The sequence below is a fragment of the Streptomyces sp. NPDC016469 genome, assembly GCF_040632905.1.
GTDB lineage: Bacteria > Actinomycetota > Actinomycetes > Streptomycetales > Streptomycetaceae > Streptomyces.
Genome location: NZ_JBEYCQ010000042.1, coordinates 19,820 through 41,333, shown reverse-complemented (window position 1 = coordinate 41,333; position 21,514 = coordinate 19,820). Strand labels below are relative to the sequence as shown.

17 protein-coding genes and 6 pseudogenes are annotated in these 21,514 nt (G+C 68.0%); 9 read left to right on the top strand and 14 right to left on the bottom strand.

The features are described 5' to 3' along the window. Positions 1–95 precede the first annotated feature (95 nt). Positions 96–866, bottom strand: coding sequence for a transposase (locus ABZ565_RS32085; RefSeq protein WP_361034753.1), 771 nt, complete (start codon positions 864–866; stop codon positions 96–98). A gap of 111 nt (positions 867–977) precedes the next feature. On the opposite strand from ABZ565_RS32085, the gene ABZ565_RS32080 reads away from it, so the two are divergent. Beyond that, the gene (locus ABZ565_RS32080; protein WP_361034750.1) at positions 978–1,478 is read left to right on the top strand and encodes a GNAT family N-acetyltransferase; all 501 of its coding nucleotides are present in this window, start codon (positions 978–980) and stop codon (positions 1,476–1,478) included. Between the two features lie 4 nt (positions 1,479–1,482). Here ABZ565_RS32080 and ABZ565_RS32075 read toward each other — a convergent pair whose 3' ends face one another. After that, positions 1,483–2,358, bottom strand: a complete 876-nt coding sequence (locus ABZ565_RS32075; protein WP_361034747.1) for an IS5 family transposase — start codon at positions 2,356–2,358, stop codon at positions 1,483–1,485. A 358-nt stretch (positions 2,359–2,716) separates the two neighbouring features. Here ABZ565_RS32075 and ABZ565_RS32070 point away from each other — a divergent pair, with 358 nt between their 5' ends. Continuing rightward, positions 2,717–3,457, top strand: coding sequence for an SDR family oxidoreductase (locus ABZ565_RS32070; RefSeq protein ID WP_361034745.1), 741 nt, complete (start codon positions 2,717–2,719; stop codon positions 3,455–3,457). Between the two features lie 90 nt (positions 3,458–3,547). On the opposite strand, the pseudogene ABZ565_RS32065 reads toward ABZ565_RS32070, so the two are convergent. From ABZ565_RS32065 to ABZ565_RS32055, 3 genes and pseudogenes are all read right to left on the bottom strand, one after another. Further along, a pseudogene (locus tag ABZ565_RS32065) lies at positions 3,548–3,676 on the bottom strand (hypothetical protein); the annotation flags it as partial. A gap of 341 nt (positions 3,677–4,017) precedes the next feature. Beyond that, positions 4,018–4,752 carry an ABC transporter permease gene (locus tag ABZ565_RS32060; RefSeq protein WP_361034742.1) on the bottom strand — a complete coding sequence of 245 codons (735 nt, stop codon included), beginning with the start codon at positions 4,750–4,752 and terminating at the stop codon, positions 4,018–4,020. A 2-nt stretch (positions 4,753–4,754) separates the two neighbouring features. Then, positions 4,755–5,693, bottom strand: a complete 939-nt coding sequence (locus tag ABZ565_RS32055) for an ATP-binding cassette domain-containing protein (RefSeq protein ID WP_361034739.1) — start codon at positions 5,691–5,693, stop codon at positions 4,755–4,757. 107 nt (positions 5,694–5,800) lie between these two features. Between ABZ565_RS32055 and ABZ565_RS32050 the strand changes: the two genes are divergently transcribed. Both ABZ565_RS32050 and ABZ565_RS32045 read left to right on the top strand, forming a co-directional pair. Then, positions 5,801–7,012: a histidine kinase gene (locus ABZ565_RS32050; protein ID WP_361034736.1), complete on the top strand. Its 1,212-nt coding sequence runs from the start codon at positions 5,801–5,803 to the stop codon at positions 7,010–7,012. Positions 7,013–7,030: 18 nt separating this feature from the next. Continuing rightward, on the top strand, positions 7,031–7,693 hold the full coding sequence (locus tag ABZ565_RS32045) for a response regulator transcription factor (protein ID WP_361034733.1): 663 nt from the start codon (positions 7,031–7,033) through the stop codon (positions 7,691–7,693). A gap of 227 nt (positions 7,694–7,920) precedes the next feature. Here ABZ565_RS32045 and ABZ565_RS32040 read toward each other — a convergent pair. The 6 genes and pseudogenes from ABZ565_RS32040 to ABZ565_RS32015 all read right to left on the bottom strand — a co-directional run. Continuing rightward, a pseudogene (locus ABZ565_RS32040) lies at positions 7,921–8,016 on the bottom strand (transposase); the annotation flags it as partial. 424 nt (positions 8,017–8,440) lie between these two features. Next, complete coding sequence (locus ABZ565_RS32035) at positions 8,441–8,773, bottom strand: DUF1360 domain-containing protein (RefSeq protein ID WP_361034783.1); 333 nt, start codon at positions 8,771–8,773, stop codon at positions 8,441–8,443. 811 nt (positions 8,774–9,584) lie between these two features. Then, positions 9,585–9,959, bottom strand: a complete 375-nt coding sequence (locus ABZ565_RS32030; protein WP_361034730.1) for an STAS domain-containing protein — start codon at positions 9,957–9,959, stop codon at positions 9,585–9,587. After that, the gene (locus ABZ565_RS32025) at positions 9,956–11,242 is read right to left on the bottom strand and encodes a SpoIIE family protein phosphatase (protein WP_361034727.1); all 1,287 of its coding nucleotides are present in this window, start codon (positions 11,240–11,242) and stop codon (positions 9,956–9,958) included. Before ABZ565_RS32025 ends, ABZ565_RS32030 begins: the two co-directional genes overlap by 4 nt. Further along, on the bottom strand, positions 11,242–12,045 hold the full coding sequence (locus ABZ565_RS32020; protein WP_361034724.1) for an alpha/beta hydrolase: 804 nt from the start codon (positions 12,043–12,045) through the stop codon (positions 11,242–11,244). Before ABZ565_RS32020 ends, ABZ565_RS32025 begins: the two co-directional genes overlap by 1 nt. Before the next feature lie 519 nt (positions 12,046–12,564). Continuing rightward, positions 12,565–12,873, bottom strand: a complete 309-nt coding sequence (locus ABZ565_RS32015) for a hypothetical protein (protein WP_361034721.1) — start codon at positions 12,871–12,873, stop codon at positions 12,565–12,567. A gap of 227 nt (positions 12,874–13,100) precedes the next feature. Here ABZ565_RS32015 and ABZ565_RS32010 point away from each other — a divergent pair, with 227 nt between their 5' ends. After that, positions 13,101–14,849, top strand: a complete 1,749-nt coding sequence (locus tag ABZ565_RS32010) for a hypothetical protein (protein ID WP_361034718.1) — start codon at positions 13,101–13,103, stop codon at positions 14,847–14,849. A 397-nt stretch (positions 14,850–15,246) separates the two neighbouring features. Here ABZ565_RS32010 and ABZ565_RS32005 read toward each other — a convergent pair whose 3' ends face one another. After that, complete coding sequence (locus tag ABZ565_RS32005; protein WP_361034715.1) at positions 15,247–15,807, bottom strand: hypothetical protein; 561 nt, start codon at positions 15,805–15,807, stop codon at positions 15,247–15,249. A gap of 425 nt (positions 15,808–16,232) precedes the next feature. Between ABZ565_RS32005 and ABZ565_RS32000 the strand changes: the two are divergent. The 3 genes and pseudogenes from ABZ565_RS32000 to pip form a co-directional block, all read left to right on the top strand. Further along, a pseudogene (locus tag ABZ565_RS32000) lies at positions 16,233–16,419 on the top strand (ISAzo13 family transposase); the annotation flags it as partial. 114 nt (positions 16,420–16,533) lie between these two features. Further along, positions 16,534–16,908, top strand: coding sequence for a transposase family protein (locus ABZ565_RS31995; protein ID WP_361034780.1), 375 nt, complete (start codon positions 16,534–16,536; stop codon positions 16,906–16,908). 130 nt (positions 16,909–17,038) lie between these two features. Beyond that, positions 17,039–17,999: pseudogene (gene pip, locus ABZ565_RS31990) on the top strand (prolyl aminopeptidase). A gap of 105 nt (positions 18,000–18,104) precedes the next feature. On the opposite strand, the pseudogene ABZ565_RS31985 reads toward pip, so the two are convergent. Further along, positions 18,105–18,802: pseudogene (locus ABZ565_RS31985) on the bottom strand (IS5 family transposase). 401 nt (positions 18,803–19,203) lie between these two features. On the opposite strand from ABZ565_RS31985, the pseudogene ABZ565_RS31980 reads away from it, so the two are divergent. Further along, positions 19,204–19,311, top strand: a pseudogene (locus ABZ565_RS31980) (IS5/IS1182 family transposase); the annotation flags it as partial. A 139-nt stretch (positions 19,312–19,450) separates the two neighbouring features. Here ABZ565_RS31980 and ABZ565_RS31975 read toward each other — a convergent pair. After that, on the bottom strand, positions 19,451–21,496 hold the full coding sequence (locus ABZ565_RS31975; RefSeq protein ID WP_361034712.1) for a phosphocholine-specific phospholipase C: 2,046 nt from the start codon (positions 21,494–21,496) through the stop codon (positions 19,451–19,453). Positions 21,497–21,514: the final 18 nt, after the last annotated feature.

Sequence of the window (21,514 nt, the reverse complement as noted above, 5' to 3'; positions counted from 1 at the left end):
AGCACCCATGCCGGTGATCGTTTCCGGTCAGAGCACTAAAGGGTGTTGCAGAAGGTCGGGTTTGGGCAGGTCGGAGTGGGGGCTGACCTGCTGTTTCACCGTGTCATGGCGAGGTTGTGCATGGTGGCGACGGCCTGGACCGCGTGGTGGAGGCCGTCTCCTTTCTGGTGGCAGTCGCGGAGGATCTTCCGGTTCTTCATCCGGGCGAAGGTGTGTTCGACGCGGGCTCGGACGCGCCGGTGTTCGGCGTTGTCTTCCTCCTGGCCGCGCAGGAGGGGGCGTCCGGCTCTCTTGCGGTGCGGGACGATCAGGCCGGTGCCGAGGTAGGCGCCGTCCGCGATCACCGTCGTCCCGGCCGCGGTGGCCGGCAGGCCCGACTCCCGCCAGACGTGGGCGTCGGCCTTGTTGCCCGGTGCGGGCCGGGCCGAGGCGATGACCAGGCGGGTGTCCGCGTCGATGATGACCTGCACGTTCGCCGAGAACCGGTAGTTGCGGGACGAGGCGCCCACCTTGCGGTCGCGGACCGGGATCAAGGTTCCGTCCACGATCCACAGCCGGTCCACGTCAGCAACCGGCCGCGGGGCCGCCTCCAGGGCCAGCAGCGGCCGCAGGCGGTGGATGACCCGGCAGACGGTGGCAGCGGAGATCCCGAAGAGCGGGGCGAGCTGCCGCATGGTGAGGTTGGTGCGGTAGTAGACGGCCACCAGCAGGACCCGGTCTGCCAGAGGCAGGCACCACGGCCGGCCACCACCGGGACCGTTCCCGCCCCGCTCCTTCACCACTTTCACGAGCTTCGCGAACCGGTCGATCCGCAAGCCTGTGAACGTCTCGACCCACACCGGCTCAGCCCGCAACACCCCACCCATACAAGGGAAATGCCCGGAACCGAGCCTTCTGCAACACCCTTTAGGCCGTGTATCGGAAGTGCTCTTCGTAGCTGCTGGGGAGGATGGTCCCTGTCGTGTGATGCTGGCGTCATGACTGATCATCGCGAGGTTGTCGTAGTTCGCTGGCGGGGTCAGACCGCTTCGGTTGAGGATGGTTTGGCCGCGTTGCTGGCGGCGTACCACCTTCGGACCGAAGCAGAGAAGGGGGAGGCGGTTGCCGAGGCGAGCGATCTGCCAGACCGGTACCGGGCGGAGATCACCGACCCGTGGACGGCGTTCGCCGACGACGCCGTACTGGTGGCTCTCCGGGGCGACACCGCCGTCGGGTGCCTGGTGGTGGCCTCCCCGTCCGAGGGACGGTCGGAGATCAAACGGCTCTGGACCGACCCTGGCTTCCGCGGCCGGGGCGTCGCCTCCGCCCTGCTCGGCGCCGCGTTCGCCCATGCCGCCGAGAACGGAGTGGAGACCGTCCGACTCTCGGTGTGGGAATGGCGGAGCGATGCCATTGCCCTGTACGAACGGCTCGGCTTCACGGTCACCAAGTCGTGGGAGGAGCGAAAGCAGTTGGTGTGCATGCACCGCGCTGTCTGAGTCGTCACAGCCACTCGTTGATGGCCGCGACAAGGACGGTCGCCTCGTATCGGACCGCGAGTTTGTCGTATCGCGTAGCGACGGCGCGGTGCCTCTTGAGGCGGTTGATCCCGCACTCGACCGCATGACGCTCACGGTGGTCAGCCTTATCGAACTTCGGCGGCCGACCGCCGCAGGAGCCGAGCTTGCGCCGGTTGCGCGCCTGGTCGGTCTTGTCCGGGATGGTGCAGCGGATCCCGCGGCGGCGCAGGTAGGCGCGATTCTGGCGGGAGGCGTACGCCTTGTCGGCCCGCACGCGATCGGGGCGGACGCGTGGCCGGCCCGGCCCGATGCGGGGCACGCGGACTTTCTCCAGCACTGGTTCGAACTGCGGCGAGTCCCCGCGCTGCCCGGCCGTGATCACGATCGACATGGGCTTTTGGCCCTGCTCGACGGCCAGGTGCAGCTTGGTGGTGAACCCGCCGCGCGAACGTCCCAGCCCGTGATCACCGGGCTCGGTGAACACGCCGCCTGGCGGTTCCTTCTGCAAGTCGCCCTGTCTGCGGGCCCCGGCCGCGTGCCGGTGGGCGCGGCACACCGTGGAGTCGACACTCAGGTCCCACACGATCGTGCCCTTTGCGGCGGCCAGGGACTGGAGCCGGGTGAGAATCCGCTGCCAGGTACCGTTCCGCTGCCACCGGCGGAACAGGTCGTAGACCCGGCCCCACGGCCCGTACTCGACGGGCACGTCCCGCCACGACACACCGGTCCGGACCCGGAACCGTATGCCTTCGATCAACTGCCGCCGGGACCAGACCGGTGGCCGCCCCGGCTTCCTCCCCTCCGGCAACAACTGCGCCAGCACCGCCCACTGCTCGTCCGTGAGATCTCCGCGCGCCATGAACCGTGATCATCCACAGCCCAAGATCCACTTTCGATACACGGCCCAGGGCGCGTATCGAGTCGTGATCAATCTGCGGTAATCGCCCTCATTGCAGCCTGGATCGGCAGATCTCCTACATCACGCAACGTAACTGTCCAATCGAGTGGGAGAGCTCAGCGAGTCGTAGCATCCGACGCTGTGGGGTCGGCCGGAAACGGCGGCCCGGACAAGCCGCCTTCCGGTCGCTATAACCACGACCACCTGCATAAACGCCGCACCTCGGGGGCTGGGGCGGGGATCGATGGGGAACCCATGTGAGTAGAGTGGTGTTTGATCGATCATCGATCATTTATTTATCCAGCTCAGAGGAGCGGACATGGTGGAACAGGGAGAGCGGCAGCAGGTGACCGTGGTCACCGGTGGCAGCCGGGGCATCGGCGCGGCGATCTGCCTGCGGCTGGCGGCCGAGGGACACGACGTCGCCGTCGGCTACCGGTCGGACGCCGAGACGGCCAAGAACGTGGCCGAAGGAGTGCGCGCGCTGGGCCGGGCAGCCGTCACGGTCGCGGTCGACACCGCCGACGCGGCGGACGTGGACCGTCTGTTCGACACCGCTGCCGCGCAGCTCGGCCCGGTCACCGGACTGGTGAACAACGCCGGGGTGAGTGGGCCGGTCGGACCACTGGCCAGTGCCGACCCGGAGGGGATGCGGCAGGCCCTGGAGGTCAACATCCTGGGCTACCTGCTGTGCGCCCGCCGGGCCATCGGCGATATGACGGCGGGCGGGGCGATCGTGAACATCTCCTCCGCCGCCGCGACCCTCGGCAGCCCCGGCACCTACGTCCACTACGCGGCAGCGAAGGCCGCCGTGGACGCCATGACGGTCGGACTGTCCAAGGAGGTGGCGGCCGACGGCATCCGGGTCAACTGCGTTGCCCCCGGTACGATCTGGACCGACTTCCACGCCGACCCGCAGCGCCCCGCCAAGATCGCGGCACTCGTCCCCATGGGCCGCGCCGGCCAGCCCGAGGAGATCGCTGGAGCGGTCGCCTGGCTGCTCTCGGACGACGCCTCGTACGCCACCGGCACGGTGATGAGGATCGCCGGCGGAATGTGAGCGCAGGCGGCTCCCCCGTTCGGGGGGCGAGACAGGCATCCGGTCTCGACGGCGGACGGCGACCAGAGGGCAGCGCGCGCTCAGCGGCGGTCAAGGAGGGAATCCCACGAGGTCCCTGATCCGGATCGTCGAGGCGCGAAGGTAGAGCCCGGCCAGGTAACTGCCCGGGGTCTTGTCGTAGCGCGTGGCGATGCCCCGCCACGCAGTGGCCTCTACCATGCCACTGCCACCAGCTGATCCAGCACAGGCAATCGCCGTTGACCCGTAGCGCCGGTACTGGCGGATGGCGGCAGCTCGCGCTGTGGTCCGTGCCCTCACACTGGTCTGCTGAAACCCAGCTACGCATCATGGCGGACCGATCCGACGAGGGCTGCGGCTTCGTGTGCAAGTTCGCCGGCTGCTCAGAGCCGCACCTCGCTCAGGCCACCGCAGCCTCTCGTCGCCACCGGTGTCAACAGCCGGCATGCGTTCCCGCCCAGACGGCGAAGCCAGACCTGGCCCCCCGTGTGGTCGTTCATGGCGCCGCCCCAGGCACGGGGCGAGCGCCAGTTGCCGCGTTGTCAGGCATCACGTCGGTGCATTGCCCACCAACCGGCCACGAGCGCGGCTGCCGCCCACAGCGCAGTCACGGCGAGACCTGTCCAAGGGCCAAGGCCTCCTGCCGGGTCCTGGTGGAGAACTTGCTGTCCGGCACGGTCGGGAAGATAGGACGCGGCGCCCTCGGCGATGCCTCCGACCACGAAGGACACGATCAGGATGAAGGGGATGAGCAGGCTGAGCACTGCGGTGGCGCTGCGCAGCAGGAAAGTGAGTCCTGTAGCGAACAAGGCCATCAGAGCGAGGTAGATCCCCCCGCCGATGCAGGCCCGCAGGGCGCCCGGCTCACCGAGGCCGATCGCGTAGCTTCCTAGGAACGCCTGGCCCGCGAAGAAGGCGGCGAACGCGGTGGCGATTCCTACGGCGAGGGCGGCGGTGGCCACGATTGCCGTCTTGGCCGCGTAGAAGAGACCCCGGCGTGGCAACGCCGACAGGGAGATCTGTAGGGCACCGCTCGTGTACTCGGAGGAGACAGCTGTGGCCCCGAAGGCGATCGCGGCGATCTGCGCGAAGTTGATCGCGTAGAAGGCTCCGAAGACGGGATCCTCGCCGTTTTCCGCCTCCGCGCGGCCTACGGTGGCGTACACGAGCAGGGTGATGGCCAGCGTGGCGGCGAAGACCGCGAGGAGTGATCCGAAGCTCGCCCGGACCGACCTGATTTTGATCCACTCGGAGTGGAGTACCGCGGGGACGGACATGGTCAGGCCTCCTGCGGGGTCGGAAACGCGGGGGCCTCGGCGGCGAATTCCGCGTCGGCGGCCGTGAGAGCGAGGTATGCCTGCTCCAGGGAGGCACGTTCGTCGGTGAGTTCGAGGACGGGGATGCTCTCGCGGGCTGCTGCGGCTCCGATCTGTTCGGCTGTGGCGCCGTCGACGATCCATCGGCCGTCATCGTCTTGCGCGACTGTGTGTCCCTGAGCCAGCAGTGCGGCCCGCAGTCGGCTGGGGGCACTGGTGCGTACGCGTACGCGTGGGTGGCTGTGCTGTTCGATGAAGTCCTGTGTCGGGATGTCGGCGAGGAGTCGTCCCTTGCCGAGGATGACGAGATGGTCGGCGAAGGCTGCGGTCTCGTTCATCAGGTGGCTGGAGACCAGGACTGTGCGGCCTTCGCGGGCGAGCCGGCGCAGCAAGTGGCGGATCCAGATGATCCCTTCCGGGTCGAGGCCGTTGGTGGGCTCGTCCAGCATGAGCACGGGTGGATCCCCGAGGAGTGCGGCGGCGATGCCGAGCCGCTGGCGCATGCCGAGCGAGAAGGTTTTGATACGGCGGTGTGCGACAGCGGTGAGACCGGTGTTCTGAAGGACGTCGTCCACGCGGCGTGCCGGGAGGCGGTTGCTGACGGCGAGGAAGCGTAGATGGTCCCGTGCGGTTCGGGAACCGTGGGCGGCCTGCGCGTCCAGTAGGGAGCCGACGGTGCGCAGGGGTTCGCGCAGCGTCGCATAGGGGTGGCCGCCGACCGTGGTGGTGCCGGAGGTGGGGCGGTCCAGGCCGAGGACGAGGCGCATGGTGGTGGACTTGCCGGCACCGTTGGGCCCGAGGAACCCGGTGACCCGGCCCGGTTCGATGCTGCACGTCAGACGGTCGACAGCCCGGGTACCGCGGTACTCCTTGGTGAGTTCTTTTACGTCGATGCTGGTCATGGCCTCAGCGTGGTCGGGCAAGCGCGGGCAGGCATCCCCCGCCCGGGGGGCACGTCTCCCCCGCACGGGGGAGACGGCGATCCCTGCTGCTCTGTCACGATGTCGGTATGCCTGGCCTCCTGCTGCCGCTGACACGTGCGGTGACCTACACCCGCTGGCTGCACATGCTGGTGGGTGCGATCGTGCCGTTCGCCTGCGCCACGGTCTATCCGGGGCTGAGCAACCCGTCACCGCACCACTTGTTGCTGGTCGCGGTCCTTCCCATCCCCCTGGCTCTGGCCGCCGGCATGGTGCCCTCGGTCCGTCATGCGGAGGGGCTGCAGGCGCGGCTGATGTTGTTTCCCGGGCCGCACGCCCGCGTGAGGCATGACGAGGACCCTGGCGTCTCCACCATTTTCTCCGCCTCGTGGACCGACCGGGCGAGAACCGGTGCCTGGCTGATCCTGCGTCTGGAAACAGGGCTTGCCCTCGCACTGGTGACCAACACCTTGCTGACACTCGCGCTGTCGCTTGCCGGGGCGGCCGCCGGGGAGCCGGGCCTCGCCAACCCGCTGCTGAACGTTTCGGGCGCGGGCTGGGTGTATGTCTTGCTGGCACCGCTGCCCGTGCTGGTGCTGGTCATGGTGGCCGCGGGGGCGGGAGCGCTCATGGCCCAGGCCGCGCGCCGGCTGCTTGGGCCGTCGGTCACGGAGCGGCTGGCCGAGTTGGAGAAGCGTACCGAGCGGCTGCTGGAACGCAACGAAATTGCACGGGAGCTGCACGACACTCTCGGTCACGCGCTGACCTTGGCGGTAGTGCAGGCGGGCGCCGCCCGGGCGGCAGGTGACCCGGATTTCACCGACCGGGCGCTGGAGGCCATCGAGGAGACGGGACGGGCCGCGCTGGAGGATTTGGACCGTGTCCTGCTCGTACTGCGCGATACAGGCCAGCCGGCCGGCGCACGTCCGGCTCTCGACGAGGCGGGCCGCCTGCTGGATTCCGCGCGGTCCTCGGGTGCGCAGGTCGAAGCTGAAGTGACCGGGCCGTTGGAGCACCTTCCGGGACCGGTCTCCCGCGAGGCCTACCGGATGCTTCAGGAAGCGCTCACCAACGTGCTGCGGCACGCCGGCCCTGTCCGCATCGGCGTGCGCATCACCGTCGAGGCAACGCGGCTGCGGCTTGAGGTGCGCAATCCGGCGCCCGATCCGGCAACGGTTGCCAGCACGGGTGGTGGCAGAGGGCTGCGCGGGATCCGTGAGCGTGCCGCGCTGCTCGGGGGCAAGGCCCGGGCGGGACAGCACGGCGGCCACTGGCTGCTGCACGTCGATCTGCCGCTGTAGTTGATCTAGGCTGACCGGATGCCGCTCACCGTTCTCCTGGTCGACGACGAGCCGCTCGTACGGGCCGGACTGCGCGCCGTGCTGGGGGCTCAGCCGGACATCGAAGTGGTTGGCGAGGCCGCCGATGGGGCCGCCGTGATCCCCTTGGTACGGCAACTGCGCCCCAACGTCATCGTCATGGACGTACGTATGCCGCTGATGGACGGCATCGAGGCCACGCGGACGGTGCTGCGCACCGTAGCGGACCCGCCGAAGATCGTGGTGGTGACGACCTTCGAGAACGACGAGTACGTGTACGGGGCGCTGCGCGCGGGAGCCGACGGCTTCCTACTCAAGCGGGCACGACCGGCGGAGATCGTGCACGCCGTACGGCTGGTGGCCGAGGGCGACTCCCTTCTGTTCCCGGCGGCGGTGCGGCAGATGGCTTCCTCCTACGGCCGGGACCACGGCAATACCGCCGCCCGGGCCGCCATGGAACGTGCCGCACTGACCGAGCGCGAAGGGGAGGTGCTGCGTCTCATGGCGCGAGGCCTGTCGAACGCAGAGATCGCCGCGCGCCTGGTCGTGGGGACCGAAACCGTCAAGTCGCACGTCAGCTCCGTACTGGCGAAAGTTGGCGCACGGGACCGCACCCAGGCGGTCATCGCGGCATACGAGTCCGGCTTCGTCTTTCCGGGCTGAAGATCGGGCAGGGCCGCTGACTGTATCGTCCGTGCGTTCGGGGTTGCGGGCGCCGAGCGGGTTGAACACCAGGAGCACCGGTGGGTACGGGTTGCCGCCCCACGTCCTGGGTGGGGTGTTCCAGCGGGTGCGCCACATCGGCTGCGCCTTGCCTGCGGTGTCTTTCACCTTGCGGTGGTAGAAGCGGGCGTACTTCTCCAGCTTGTCCGCGAGCTCTTCCGCAGTGCGAAGTCGTGTGGCAGGTATCGCCATGGGATCCCGATCCGGTCGACGTAGAGGATGGCGTCCATGATCCGGCGCAGGTCGTGTTCGGGTGGCCGCCCGATGCCCAGGCCTCCGTACGGTCAGCACCGCTGCGGCCCTGCCCGCCGCCGACGCCGTGATCGGCACAGCTGCCCGCATCGCCGTCGACGCCCTTAGGAAGCAGGGAGCCATACGCAAGAGGTGGACAGCCGGAGTCGAGACGCGTAAGGCACACCGCCGTTCCGCACGATCCTGGGCCTGTGCTGCGACTGGTCACTCTCAGCAGCGCCTGTGTACTCTCGGCCTCGCGCAACAGCACGTCGCGTCCGCCGGCCAGCGCGGAAACGCCGACGCCTTCCTACACATGTGCCAGCCCGTCCAAGTGCGGGCAGCACGCCGGCGACAGAAGATCCGCACCGCCAAACCTTGCCCCCGCCAAGATTCGGCAGCTCCTGCGGCCCGCGGTCTCGGTCCGGCCCACACTGCGGCCGGAGGATGCGCGTTTCACGTCTCACTATTCTTCTGCAGCAGACAGTCGTACCCCAGTTGGAGCGTGTCGGAGATCGCGAGGACGGTCAGTCCACCGGTCACAGTCCGCGTGGCACGCGGCCACAGCAGGTGGGCTCCGGTCAGGGTGGTCGTCAGCCAGACACTGAGGCAGAAGGGGCAAGTCATCAGTTCACCCACAGTCGACCTGATGGCCCCTCCGCGGGGACTCTCGCTGACCTCGGCCGGGCCCGTCGCAGACTCGTATTGTGTGAACGGTGTTCTGAGTGGGCTGGTAACGGAGCCCTTGCTCAACAGTCGGCTCAGCCGGAATACACTCGCGGCCGTCATCACGAGGTCCCACGGTTCGTGGCGCGCCGGCAGACGCGGCTTCCGCTGCTTGATCACCGCGCCCCAGGCAATCGTGTACGCACCGTATGCGGCCAAGGCGCCGAGATGGCCACCGAGCCGGCGGTCCTCTTGCGGGGCGTACGCTGCGCCAATCCGCCGGATCGCCTTTCGCAGCGTTGAATGGCGCTCTTCCTCAGGCCTATGGTGATTCACGCTGCCTCCGATGGCTAGGTCCCATGATGCAGCTGCTTCTGCACCAAAACGGGTTACGTCTCGTCGTGGCGCGTACGGCGGACTTCTTCAGTCCGTCCCGCGAGCTTGGGGTGATCACGGGATCCACACGCCAGGTTGCTCCGCATGCCTGCCTGCCCAACACGGAAGCGTCCACCGCAGTCTCGCGACAGGTCCGGGCCATTGGGACCGCTGACGCTCGACGCCCCGATAGTCCCCCCCTGATGGATCAGTCGTCCCCCTTACGCAGGAGCCGGCGCCGTAGCGCCCGCCACCCCCGCAATCACCGAACCGCTCGTTCCCCTACCAGGGCGTTGAGGGCAAGCGACGCCGGCCTCCGGGCACCAGCTGCTGCCCGACCGTGTCGGCAGTAGCGGCTGGTCCCTCATCGGAGCCTCCAGAGCGCGAACAAGCATGTGCCCCTCCGGTATCGGCCGCACGACGGCTGTGGATTGCTCCGCTTCTCCACCCATGAGCTCGGTCTCGCGCCAGCCCCGCATCAGGGCTTCGGCTCCAGTCCGCTGCTCGGGGTCGGGGGCATCGGAGTGGTGGTGATCGTCACGACGTGCCGTGGCCTGACTCAGGGCTGATCTGCGGTAACGGCGCCGGGGGGCGTCCGACCCTCGCGGTCGGCTTCGCTGGTCGGCCGGAGGCGGAAGACCTGGTCGAGGCCGACGATACGCAGGACGCGCAGGGTGTGGTCAGGGAGGGTCGTAAGGGCTATGTCGGCTTGGGCGGCGTGGGCGTGGTTGCGGGCGGCGAGAAAGGTGGCGATGCCGCTGGAGTCGCAGAAGGTCATGCCCCCCAGGTCGAGGACCAGGAGCTGGCCCGGCTGCAGGGCAAGGGTGGTGAGGCGGTGTCGCAGTTGACTGACGGTTTCGTAGTCGAGGTCGCCGGTGATCTCCAGAACGGGGCCGTTGGATGTGCTTCGAGTGGTGATCGTGAGCGGGATCATGCGGTGCTCTTCGGCTGGGATCCGGTAGCCGGTACGCCAAGGGCGAGGAGGGCTGTGTCGTCGTCGAGTCCCTCGCCGAAGTCGTCCAGCAGGTGGCTGAGGGCCTCGATGACTGCGTGCGGTGGCTTGCCCGCGTAGCCGGTGGCGAAGGTGCGGAGGGCCTCTTCACCGAACAATGCCGTGCGATCGGCGCCGGTGCGCGCTTCGGTGAGGCCGTCGGTGTAGAGCAACAACGTGTCTCCGGGCGCGAGCGTGGTGGTGGCGGTGGTGAAGGGTGCATCGGGAAGGATGCCGACAAGTAGTCCGCCGGGGGTCGGCAGGAAGTCGGCTGTGCCGTCGGCCCGCAGGACGAGGGCAGGGGGGTGGCCGCCGGAGGCAAGGCACACGAAGGTGTGGCCGGTGGAGAGGTCGGGTTCCAGGGTGCCGAACAGGGCTGTGCAGTAGCGGGGGTCGCCGCCGGTGTAGCTCTCGTGGAGCACCGTGTTGAGGGTGGTCAGGGCGGAGACCGGATCGGGGTGGTGCAGGGCCGCTGCGCGCAGGGTGTAGCGGGTGAGAGAGGTGACGGCGGCCGCCTGGGGACCCTTTCCGCACACGTCGCCGAGGAAGAAGCCGAAGCGTTTGCCCTCAATAGGGAAGAGGTCGTAGAAGTCTCCGCCGAGGCGGTCGGGGGAGGCGGTGCGGTAGTGGGCGCTCGCCTCCACTCCCGGCACGAGGGGCAGCGTGGTGGGTAGCAGCGACTGCTGGAGCACGGCCAGTGCGTCCTGGAGCCGATGCCGGTGGGTCTCTGCCTCCTTGCGGGCTTCCTCGGCCGCCTTGCGGGCGCGTAGGAGTTCGACCTCGTAAGCACGACGGTCACGGGCGTCGAAGACGGTCGTGCGGATGAGCAGCGGTTCTCCGTTGGCGCCATGCTTGACGACGGAAGAGACCAGCACCGGTGCCCGTCCGCCGTCGGCCTGCTTGATGTCCAGGGCTATGCCGCTGATCTTGCCCTGCATCTGCAGCAGAGGCGCGAAGTGTGTTTCGTGGTACAGCTTGCCGCCGATGGTCAGGAAGTCGGTGAACCGCATCCGGCCCACCACTGCCTCGCGCTCCAGACCGAGCCAATCCAGCAGGGTGGTATTGATCTTTGCGATGGTGCCATCCATCAGGGTGGACAGGTATCCGCACGGTGCGCTCTCGTAGAGTTCCTCGGCGCTGTCCTCCAGCAGCGCGGCGAATGCCGCTTCCGTGTTCTTCTCGGAGCCGGTGTCGTGGGGACCGGGCTGCTGTCCGGAGCGGCACATCACCGCAGACTCCTCAGGAACGCGGTGATGGCTTCGTTGGTGGCTTCCGGCGCCGAGAGGTGCGGGCAGTGTCCCGTGGCGTTGAGGGTGACGAGCGACGAACCGGGAATCGCCTGGTGGACGTAGGCGCCGACCTCCCGCGGGGCGATAACGTCGTGGGTGCACTCCAACACAAGTGTCGGCACGCTCACGCCCTTGAGGTCGGTCCGGGAGTCGGACAGGAATGTGGCCCGCGCGAACACCTGCGCCATATCCGGGTCGGTGGCGCAGAAGCTGTTCGTCAGTTCCTCACCGAGCTCAGGCCGATCGGCGTTCCCCATGATCACCGGCGCCATTGCGGCCGACCACCCCAGGTAGTTCGACTCCAGAGACGCCAGGAGCTCGTCGATGTCCTCGGCGCTGAAGCCGCCCCGGTAGTCCTCATCGTCGATGTAGCGCGGAGAAGGCGCGACCATGACCAGCGCCCCGATTCTCTCCGGAGCCGCCTCAGCTGTCAGCACGCCGATCATCGCACTGACGGAATGGCCCACGAACGTAGCATTGCGCAGATCGAATTCTTCGCATACGTCCACTACATCCTGTGCATACCCTCCCAAGGTGCCGTAGCGTTCCACCGAGAAAGCCGCCAAATCCGACGCCCCCGACCCTACGTAATCAAATAGGACCACACGGTAATCATTCGCCAGGGCAGGCACCGTGAGACGCCACATGTTCTGGTCACAACCGAATCCATGAGCCAGCACCACGGCCGGCCCCTGCGGGTTCCCGGTCACAGTGACGTTGTTCCTACGCTCTACAGTCATGCCCCTACCTTCGCAGCTCCCGAGCCCGGTTCGACCACCGACTCCGGCTGTCGCATCCCTCACCCACTGCCCTCACGCCATGCACATACATGCAGGCTCTGCAATTCCCGTTCAGAGCCGCCTTGCAGGGAAGGCCCAGGAGAAGGGCAGGGGTGGAAAATGACGGATAACACCTGTTGACCCTGCGTATTCAGACGGCCATCCATTCAGGCCGCAGACGTCGGCAACCTGTTGCCCGATGCACTGACCGACAAGTCAGCCTCCGTGCGGACCGGGAAGCGATCGAAGGCTTGTTCTGGAGCCACAAAGGGGAATCCTGCGAGCGTTCGGAGCCGACGGCCGAAAGCCCGGGCGCCCGCCCCCGGGCACCACAGCACCTCCGCTCGCCACCGCTGCGCTCGGACCTCACCCGGGCCCGCGTCTGACAGGCCGCGGACGCATTGGCCGAGGCGTACCCGGCTCCATCCAGAGAGCGGAATCACTCCGGTGGTGTGCCCGCCGTACGGCGGGCACGTCCGGTTAGTTTGTCAGGGTGGGCGGCAGGGCGGGCGGGGGCAGCAGCCGGCTCCGGCGGCGCGACCATACGCGGTGGGACCACCGCACGGCGAAGCAGGCACCGCCGGTGATGGTTCCGGCAGCGACCGCCATCCCACTGTGATGCTGGAGGAACTGCCTCACGGCGTCCGCCGCGGCGGCGATCATCACGAGCCACAGGAAGCAGTGCGCGGTCCAGAACACGATCGTGATCACGAGGTCGACGCGTCGCATACGGGCGAGCTGCGAGCGCACGTAGCGTGTGCTCACGTCGTCGAGGACCACAGTGGACATGGCAACTCCCTGTTCAGCGCGCACATGTGGCGGCAGGTGACCGGCCGGGCCGGTGTGCCGGGGATCCGGCTTGCGCACTGTAGGAAGCTCTGGCGTGGTGGTCTGCCTTTTTCCGGCGGGATGTTTTGCCTTTCGCGCTCTGACCTGCGGCATCGGCCGGGCCGAGCGGGAGCGCTTACCCTTTATCCCAGGATAAGTCGCCGGGCGCGGCACGGGAGGGGGAGGCGGTGGGCGATCGTTCGCCGGGTAGGCCGGGTCGTCCGTTCAAGGAGCTGGCGCCCCAGCCCGACGCGAAGCCGCATGTGGTGGATTTCCTCCGCAAGCTGCTCATCGAGTTCGGGCTGCACCAGCAGGACTTGATCGAGCCGCTGGGCATGAGCAGGAACAAACTGTCCGACCGGTTCAACGGCCGCGGCCTGAACAGAAAGTTCGTGCTGAAGGTTGTAGAGGTGTGCACCAAGGACCTCGACTCTCACACGCGGCGCAGGCGGCTCGCCACCGCCGAGCGGCTGTGGGACAGGCCGTCCCCCGGCCTGGACCCGAGGCTGTCGGCCGACGCCAGGAACACAGTCCTCACCGCCACCGCCGTCATCGCCCGCGCCGAGGCCAGCCGGGCCGAGGCGCTGCAGGAGTTGGTGGACAAGCAGCGGCAGCTCGATGAGGCCGAAGCTGCGAGGGTGCTGGCCGAGGAGACACTGCGGGCCGCTAGCGCACTGTCCGCGGTGCTGGCTGTGTGGGTTGTCATTTTGGCCGACGAAGTGCAGCGCCGACACGTGGACCGCAGCGCCATCGCCAGCCGTGCCCCTGTGGATCGCGACGAGCTCATGCGGGTGGAGACTCTGCTGCATCTGACCGTCCGCCAGCACGAGCGCGTGATACGCGGCAAGGAGAAGGCCAGCGGCGACTTCGACCGGGCCTCGTCGGTGCTCGCGGGGCTGATCATCACCGCGCGCCATCTGCACGAGGAGATCGCGCGGCTGCGCGGGGACGAGCCGCCCGGCCCACACGCCCACAGTCCCGGCGCCGGCGCGATCGCCATGGTTCCCTTCGATGCCACACACGAGTTCAGCGCCAACATCGACCAGGCCATCTCCCGCGCGGAGGAGTTCAGCCGCACTATCGGCCGGCAGGTCCAGCAAGCCGCAGGCGTCCTGGCCGGACTCGACCCGCAGGCGGTCCCCGGCAGCACCGCCCAGCCTCAGACACCCGGTGCGCACCACGACGGGTATCTGCCCGGATCCTTCCTCGCCCTCCTCACCCCCAACGACCACGACGACCTGCTGCACATCGGGCGACCGCACCGCACACAGGAACTCGACGGGCTGTCCCACCGACAAGGTGTGGTCCTGGTGCTGTCCGGCACGCTGCTGCGGAAGATCCGCACCAGCGCCGGATCGTTCAACGTCGGCGTGTGCAACGCCGGCGACATCGTGGGCGACGCCTACGCGCTGACGGGCAGGCTCAGCAACGAGTACATGGCGTACTGGAGCAACGGCGACACCGTCGTTGTCCCCCACCAGGAGTTCATCCGGTACATCAACGACCGGCCCTCGGCCGTACGCGCGCTGCTCGCCTCGACCGCACACACCAGCGCCGAGCAGAGCAGGCGCACCGGCAGGGGACCACGCGCCACACTCATCAGAGCTCTCGTCCGCCTCGCGGAGTCCTACAGCGCCACGCTGTCCGGCCCCATCACCCTGGCCGTCTCCGAGGGAACCTTTCACGAGCTCGTACCCCAGGGCCGAGAACAACTCAACGCCCTGGCCGACGAGGGCCTCGTCCGCACCACGAACGACGACCAGATGATCATCCCCGACCTGCGCTCCCTGCGTCTCAGGCTACCGGCAGCCGACGGGGAACCGCCCGACGCAGAGTCCGAAGACGCCAGCACGAACCAGCACGGTCAGCAGAATCAGCAACCGGGCACAGTCAAAGCCCAGACCAACCACTCCCCCACCCCTCACACGCAGGGATGACGCCTACCCGTGTCTGCTATAGGCGCTCTGGTCAACAGCCGTCCCGCACATCCATGGCACAGTCTGCTCCATACGTTGGCACCTGGATCCGGTGCGGGCAGTCGGGGTCCGACAGCGTGGTCCCGCCCGCAGGGGAGTCGAGTCGTGACAACGACTGGCCCGATTGACCCCCATCAAGTACGAGACCATCATGGCCCCACCCGCAGCCCTGGCTGCGTACCACTGTCACCTATCCGTGCAGCAGTCCCGTACACGTACCCAGGACCTTGGCGCGGCAGCCCTCGATAGGCGAGATGCCGTTCAGTGCACGGCAACTGACGTGACGTTTCCCGCTGACCTGCCCCAGTGGCCGGGGTGCCCGGGACGGCTCAGAGGCCGTACGCACATCCCGGCCCTGTCAGAGCCGGCCCGTCCGCGCCTGGTCGGCCTGCGGGGCAGCCCGACGGCGTCGGTAGTAGGCATAGGTCAGGGCAAGCACGATCGGTCCCCACAGCATCACCGGGCTGATACACACCCGCGCCAGGAGCAGCCACCATCCGTTGGTGAAGGCAACTTCGTGAAACCCCAGCAGGCCGAACCAGCCGAGGGGCATGGTGTCCCACAGTGCCACCAGGCCCACGCCGCCCAGGGCAGCCGGGATGATCGCTGCGGGCGGCGGGACCTGCCGTCCGCGGATCAGAGGGACCCACTCCGGGACCCGTTCGCCCCACGCACTCACCAGTCCGGTACACATCAGGGCCAGTGCCTCGGTCAGCACGCTCAGCCCGAGAACGTAAGCCGCCCCCCACCACGGCATGGGTGGTGCCGCCGGGTCATCGACGCCCATGGAGAAGTCGAAGGCGAACGGCAACCGCCAGAGACAGTGCGGCAGGACAACGAACGGCAGGGCCTTTGCGAGCCTCAACGCCCAGTACGGAACCGGACGTTCGGTGCTACCCAGGGAAAGATTGATCAACATGCCTCCACCATCGCCGGGACGCGACGACACGCCATCGACCGTACGTACGATCCCGCTCCCCCACGCGGGGGAGCCGCAGCCGAGACGCCGAGCCAACCCGCCGCAGGTCCTCGCAGTCGCCGTCAGGACGCCGCTCGTACGTCTGCGACAACCAGCCGAGGTAGCCGAGTCGTCCCCCTCCTCGCCGGCCCGGACGGTCGCTGGACCCGCCAGAACCTTCGGATCGCAGGCAGGCCGGACGGGGATCTACCTGAGACACATCGGCGGTGACAAGGCCGGTCGCGAACAGGTTGAGCCAGCAGTCCGCGCGGCAGCATGAAGGGATCCGGTTCTGGGAACCTTGCCGCTTACGCCCACGGGCTGCCCGTTCGAAAATGACTCGGATGTTGAGGGCTGCGACCTCGGCGGCGAGCGCCTGGCTCATGCCCTTGACCAGCCACGAAGTCATGCTCCAGACCATCGCTGCGACCACCAGCCGCACCGGCCGCACCGTCCAAGCCGAACTCGACAGCGGCGAGTACCCCACCAGCATCCGACCGCGTCAGCGACAACGAGATCGCCGCCCTGCCCATCACCCGCCACCGCTTCCACGGCGACTGGAACTACACCCTCCACCCCCAGCGCCCGACGGACACGGCGACCACCACCAGCACACCGGACGAGACCCTGACGAACAGACCGGCCCGCCTCACGCGGCGTTCACTCCACAACCCGGCACTCACCGGGATGACCCACCAGCAGCTCAACGAACTCATCGACATGCTGACTCCAGCAATGGACGTTCAACGCGAGCAAGTGCTCCGCACCCGCAGAGACCACGAGCGCCTAGTGGCCCCTGGCACAGGAGCCAAACCCAAGCTCACCTCAGCCGACCGGGTCCTGGCCACCGTGCTCCACCTGCGGAAACTCGCGACCATGGCCCTCTTGGGCCAGCTCTTCAACACCACCGCCATGACCGTCAGCCGCGCAGCGAAAGACGTCCGCCCGCTCCTGGAAGCCCACGGCATTCACATCCCTGCCTCGACCGCCCGTTTCCGCACACCGACTGACATCGCGAGATACCTCGACCTCGACGAAAACAAGATCAAACCGACGTGTTGATTTCCGGCAAGCCCTGCGGAGTGCTAAAGAATGCGACCCAGGTGATGGGCTGTCGGTTAGCCCGCCTTGGCGGCGGCGGGGATGCATGTACGGTCCAGGACAACCGTATTGCCGAAGTAGGAGCTCTTGCATGCCTGCTGCCTTCACCTCGACTGACGCCCATGACCGCGGCATGTTGGACACCGGGGGCGGCAATCTCGTGTACTGGGAGGTGCGCGGCAATCCAGACGCAAGCCCGCGCTCATCGTCCACGGCGGACCGGGGGCGGGAGTCCGTCCGGCACCCCAAAGGCATTCGACCCGGAGCGCTACCGGATCATCCTGTTCGACCAGCGAGGGTGCGGACGCAGCACGCCGCATGCGAGCGATCCTGCGCCCAACATGCGTCTCAACCCAGCTGAGCTGCTGCTACGCGACATGGAGCAGTTGCGTGCGCACCTGGGGGTTGAACGGTGGTTGCTCTTCGGCGGGTCGTGGGGCTCGGCACTGTCGGTCGCCTACGCCGAACGGCATCCGGAACGAGTGTCTGAGATGGTGCTTCCCGCCTTTTGGATGATGGGCCGTTCAGACGTGGACTGGCTGTACCGCGGAGGGGTCGCGCGGCTCTTTCCCGAGGCGTGGACGCGGTTCAGGAACGGCGTACCCGAAGGCGAGCGCGATGGTGACCTGGTCGCTGCCTATGTGAAACTCTTGGAAGACCCTGACGCGGCGATACGGGCGCAGGCGGCCCTCAACTGGGCAGCCTGGGAGGACGCCGTCCTCTCCTTGGAGCCCAATGGCAAACCAGCTCCCTACAGCGACCACGCCTCGGACGTCGTGCAGGCATTCGCGCGGATCTGTGCCCATTACGCCGCCAGCCACGGAGGGTTGGAAGACGGCGCGCCGTTGCGGGGTGCCGGGCGTTTGGCCGCGATCTCCGGTGTGATCATCCATGGCCGGCACGATCTGAGCTGCCCGCTCGGTGCCGCCTGGGAATTCGCGCGCGCCTGGCCAGGCGCAAAACTGGTGGTCTTCGACGACGCCGGGCACAAGGGCAGCGCCGCCATGAACAGGCACGTGCGTGCTGTGCTCGAGCGATTCGACGGGCGGTGATGGCAGTGATCAGCCTAGGGTCGTCATCGCTGGGCGCCGTACCGACTACACACGCCTACATTGCTCGGTTTGTGTCGGATTTCGCAGGAGAATCGGGTGGGGGCGTCACTGAAACGACGGCTTCAGGCGTCGCCAGCAGATGATCGCGCAGCCCAGGGTGAGGACGGCTTGGTGGATGTCGGCGCGGATCTCCCACCGGATACGCAGTCGGCGAAACCAGTACAGGAGGGCGAATGCTGCTTCCACGCCCCAGCGGTTCTTGCCCAGGCCGCTGCCATGCTCGGTGCCGCGACGGGCGATGAGCGGGCGGATACCGAGCTCGCGAATCCGGCGTCGGTAGATGTCGTGGTCGTAGCCGCGGTCGGCGTAGAGCACGTAAGGGCGGCGGCGGGGTCGTCCGCGCTTGCCGCGAATCGGCGGCACGCGTGGATCAGCGGCTGGAACTGGGTGACGTCGTTGCGGTTGCCGCCGGTCACGGTGGCGGCCAGCGGGATGCCGTTGGCGTCGACGATGACGTGGTGCTTGCTGCCTGTCTTGCCTCGGTCCACCGGCGAGGGCCCGGTGGCGTCTCCGCCCTTCAAGGCCCGCAGGTGGGAGCCGTCGACGGAGACCCGGGACAGGTCGAGCATGTTGTGGCCGCGCAGTTCGGCGAGCAGGAGTTCGTGCAGCTGCTGCCACACGCCCGCCTGGTTCCAGTCACGCAGCCGTCGCCAGCACGTCATCCCCGAGCCGAAGCCCAGCTCCTGCGGCAGGAACTCCCAGGGGATGCCGGTGTACAGCACGAACAGGATCCCGTTGAGCACCCGCCGGTCATCCAGCCGTTTGCGCCCCGGATAACGGGTGCGACGCTCTATCACCGGGGCAGCAGCGGAGCGATCCGCTCCCCACAGCCCGTCATCAACCTCCCACGGCCTTCGCTGGCCCGTGCCCACCCCGATCCATCGGATGTAGGCGCAACTCCGGATGCCGTCCTGTCATTCCAAGGAGCAACCGTTCATTTTGCCAGGGGTCCTTACCGTGCCCGGCATGGGTCCCGCCATCGGCGCCGAGCGCCTCGCCGGCCTGGCCCCCGTCCCCTGGGGCTCCGGAAAAGTCAGCGGCAGCCTGCGCCGCTAACACCACCGCGGCCTTCAACGCGCCCTCTACCTCTCCACCCAGGCCAGCGTGTTCTTCTGCCCGGTCACGAAGGCGTATTACGACCGAAAAGGAAGGAAGGCAAGGGGCACAAGCGGTCGGCAGCCGATGGCGCCGGTTGAGCGCCGGCCGACGGGCACTGCCCGCCCTCCCCCACCTCCGCAACAAGCACCGCTTCAACGGTGTCGTGAGCTGGAACCTGGATACCCGGGAGATCTCCAACGGCGCCGGAAGCGTCGGCGAGGAGAGCCCCTACGTACGCCCGCGGTGGTGGTGGCGCGACTGAGTGGCCCTCCTCGCCGGGGCGGCATCCGGTGTCAGCCGCTGACGCTGGGCAGGCCGTTCTCCAGGTGGCCGACGAACCGCTGCGACCAGGTGGTGTCCGAGGACACGGTGACGGTGTGGTCGTACCAGCCGGAACCGTAGGTGAGCGCCGAGAAGTCGTCCGTCACGGTGCTGCCAGCGGGCACGGTGTACGTCCAGGGCCCGCCGGTGCGGTACCCGTTCGCCTTGATGGTGAACGTCACGGCGGACGCGCCGCGGTTGGTCAGGGTGAAACGGAGCTTGACGGTCCCCGAGACGCTGACGATGGAGGCGGCCACGAGGAGATCCTTGCCCGCCTTGGTGGCGTTGCCCTTGAACCGGCGCATGAACCGATTGGGGCCGAGGACGGTGAGGTCGTACAGGCCGTCGCCGTAGCCGGCACCGCAGTTGTAGAAGTCGCCGGCACTGCCGCCCGCGGCGACCGTGTACTGCCAGGGGCCTCCCGAGCGCTGTGTGCCGTTGGTGTAGACGGCGAAGTGGCAGGCCGCACTGCCCGCGTTGGTCATCTTGATGTTGGCCTGGACGGAACTCCCGGAGGTGGTGAAGGCGGCCAGGTCGGCGGCGGGCTGGTAGGGCAGGGCCCGTGCCTTACGGGTCCCCGATTCCTGGGCGGGCAACTTGTTGGCGACCGGTGCGGGGTTGGGCAGGCCGGTGCACTGCCCCATGTCGACGGCGGTCGCGGTGGCTGGAAGGGCGGGCAGTCCGTAGACCGGGCTGGTGAAGTCGAACATGCTGGTGAGGTCGCCGCAGACCGCGCGTCGCCAGGCGCTGATGTTGGGGCAGGTCGCCGGTTTGCCGATCGCGGCCGTCCACTTCTCCAGGAAGCGGAGTACCGATGTGTGGTCGCTGGTCTGCGAGTTGACGTAACCACCCCGGCTCCACGGGGAGATCGCGATCATCGGTACGCGGAAGCCGAGGCCAATGCTCGTCCCGCCGATGAACTCGTCGGCTGTGCCGGCCGCCGGTGCGGGCGGCGGGACGTGGTCGAAGTAGCCGTCGTTCTCGTCGTAGTTGAGGAAGAGGATGGTGGAGTTGAAGACGTCCGGGTCGGCGTTGAGGGCGTCGATGACCTTGTGGACGAAGTGGGCACCGTTGGCCGGCGTCGCCATGGGGTGCTCGGAGTAGTTCTGGTCGGGGACGATCCACGACACCTGGGGCAGCGTGCCCGCCCGTACGTCGGCGGCGATCGCGTCACAGATGTCGGCGGCCACATCGCCGGGCTCGGTGGTGCCCCGGGGGACCGTCGACATGCCCTTGCTCCGCAGCGGGCTGCCGGCCGGGGCCGAGGTGAACTTGGCGAAGTAAGCGAGCCCGTTGTCGCCGTAGTTGTCCGTCGACTGGTAGATCTTCCAGCTGACAGTGGCCTTCTCCAGCGCTTCCGCGTACGTCTCCCAGGTCAGCCCGGACTCACTGCCGCCGTCCTTGGACGACTCGCTGATCCGTCCGCTCCACAGATAGGTGCGGTTGGGGCCGGTCGCGCTCATCCCGGAGGCGTGGTACGCGTCGCAGACGGTCCAGGTGTCGGCCAGGGCGTAGTGGAAGGGGATGTCCTCGCGGGTCAGGTAGCCCAGGGAGCGCAGACCCTTGGCGGAGACCCAGGAGTCCATCCTTCCGTTGTTCCACGCCGCGTGCTGGCTGGCCCAGTCATGGGCGAGGTCCCCGCTGCACTGGGCGAGCCGTTCGGGGTCGGCGCCGCCGGAGGCCTGAGTGGCGCTGAGTTGCCAGGGGTAGTGGCTGCCGGTGCCGTTCGGCTGGTCGAAGACGCCGTGGCCGCCCGGCAGTTCGACGGTGCTGCGGTCGGAGAAGCCCCGTACGCCCTTGAGCAGCCCGAAGTAGTGGTCGAAGCTGCGGTTCTCCTGCATGAGGATGACGATGTGCTTCGCGTCCTTCAGCGTCCCGGTCGCGGCGGCCTCCCCGGCGGGGGCGTTCCGTGCCTCGGCGGCTGCCGCACGGTCCGCCTGGGGTCCGCTCATCCCGACCGCTGCCGCCGCCGTCGCCGCGGTGAGGGCGATGAAGTCACGTCGATTTGGCTTGCGCATGACACTCCTGAAACGTCG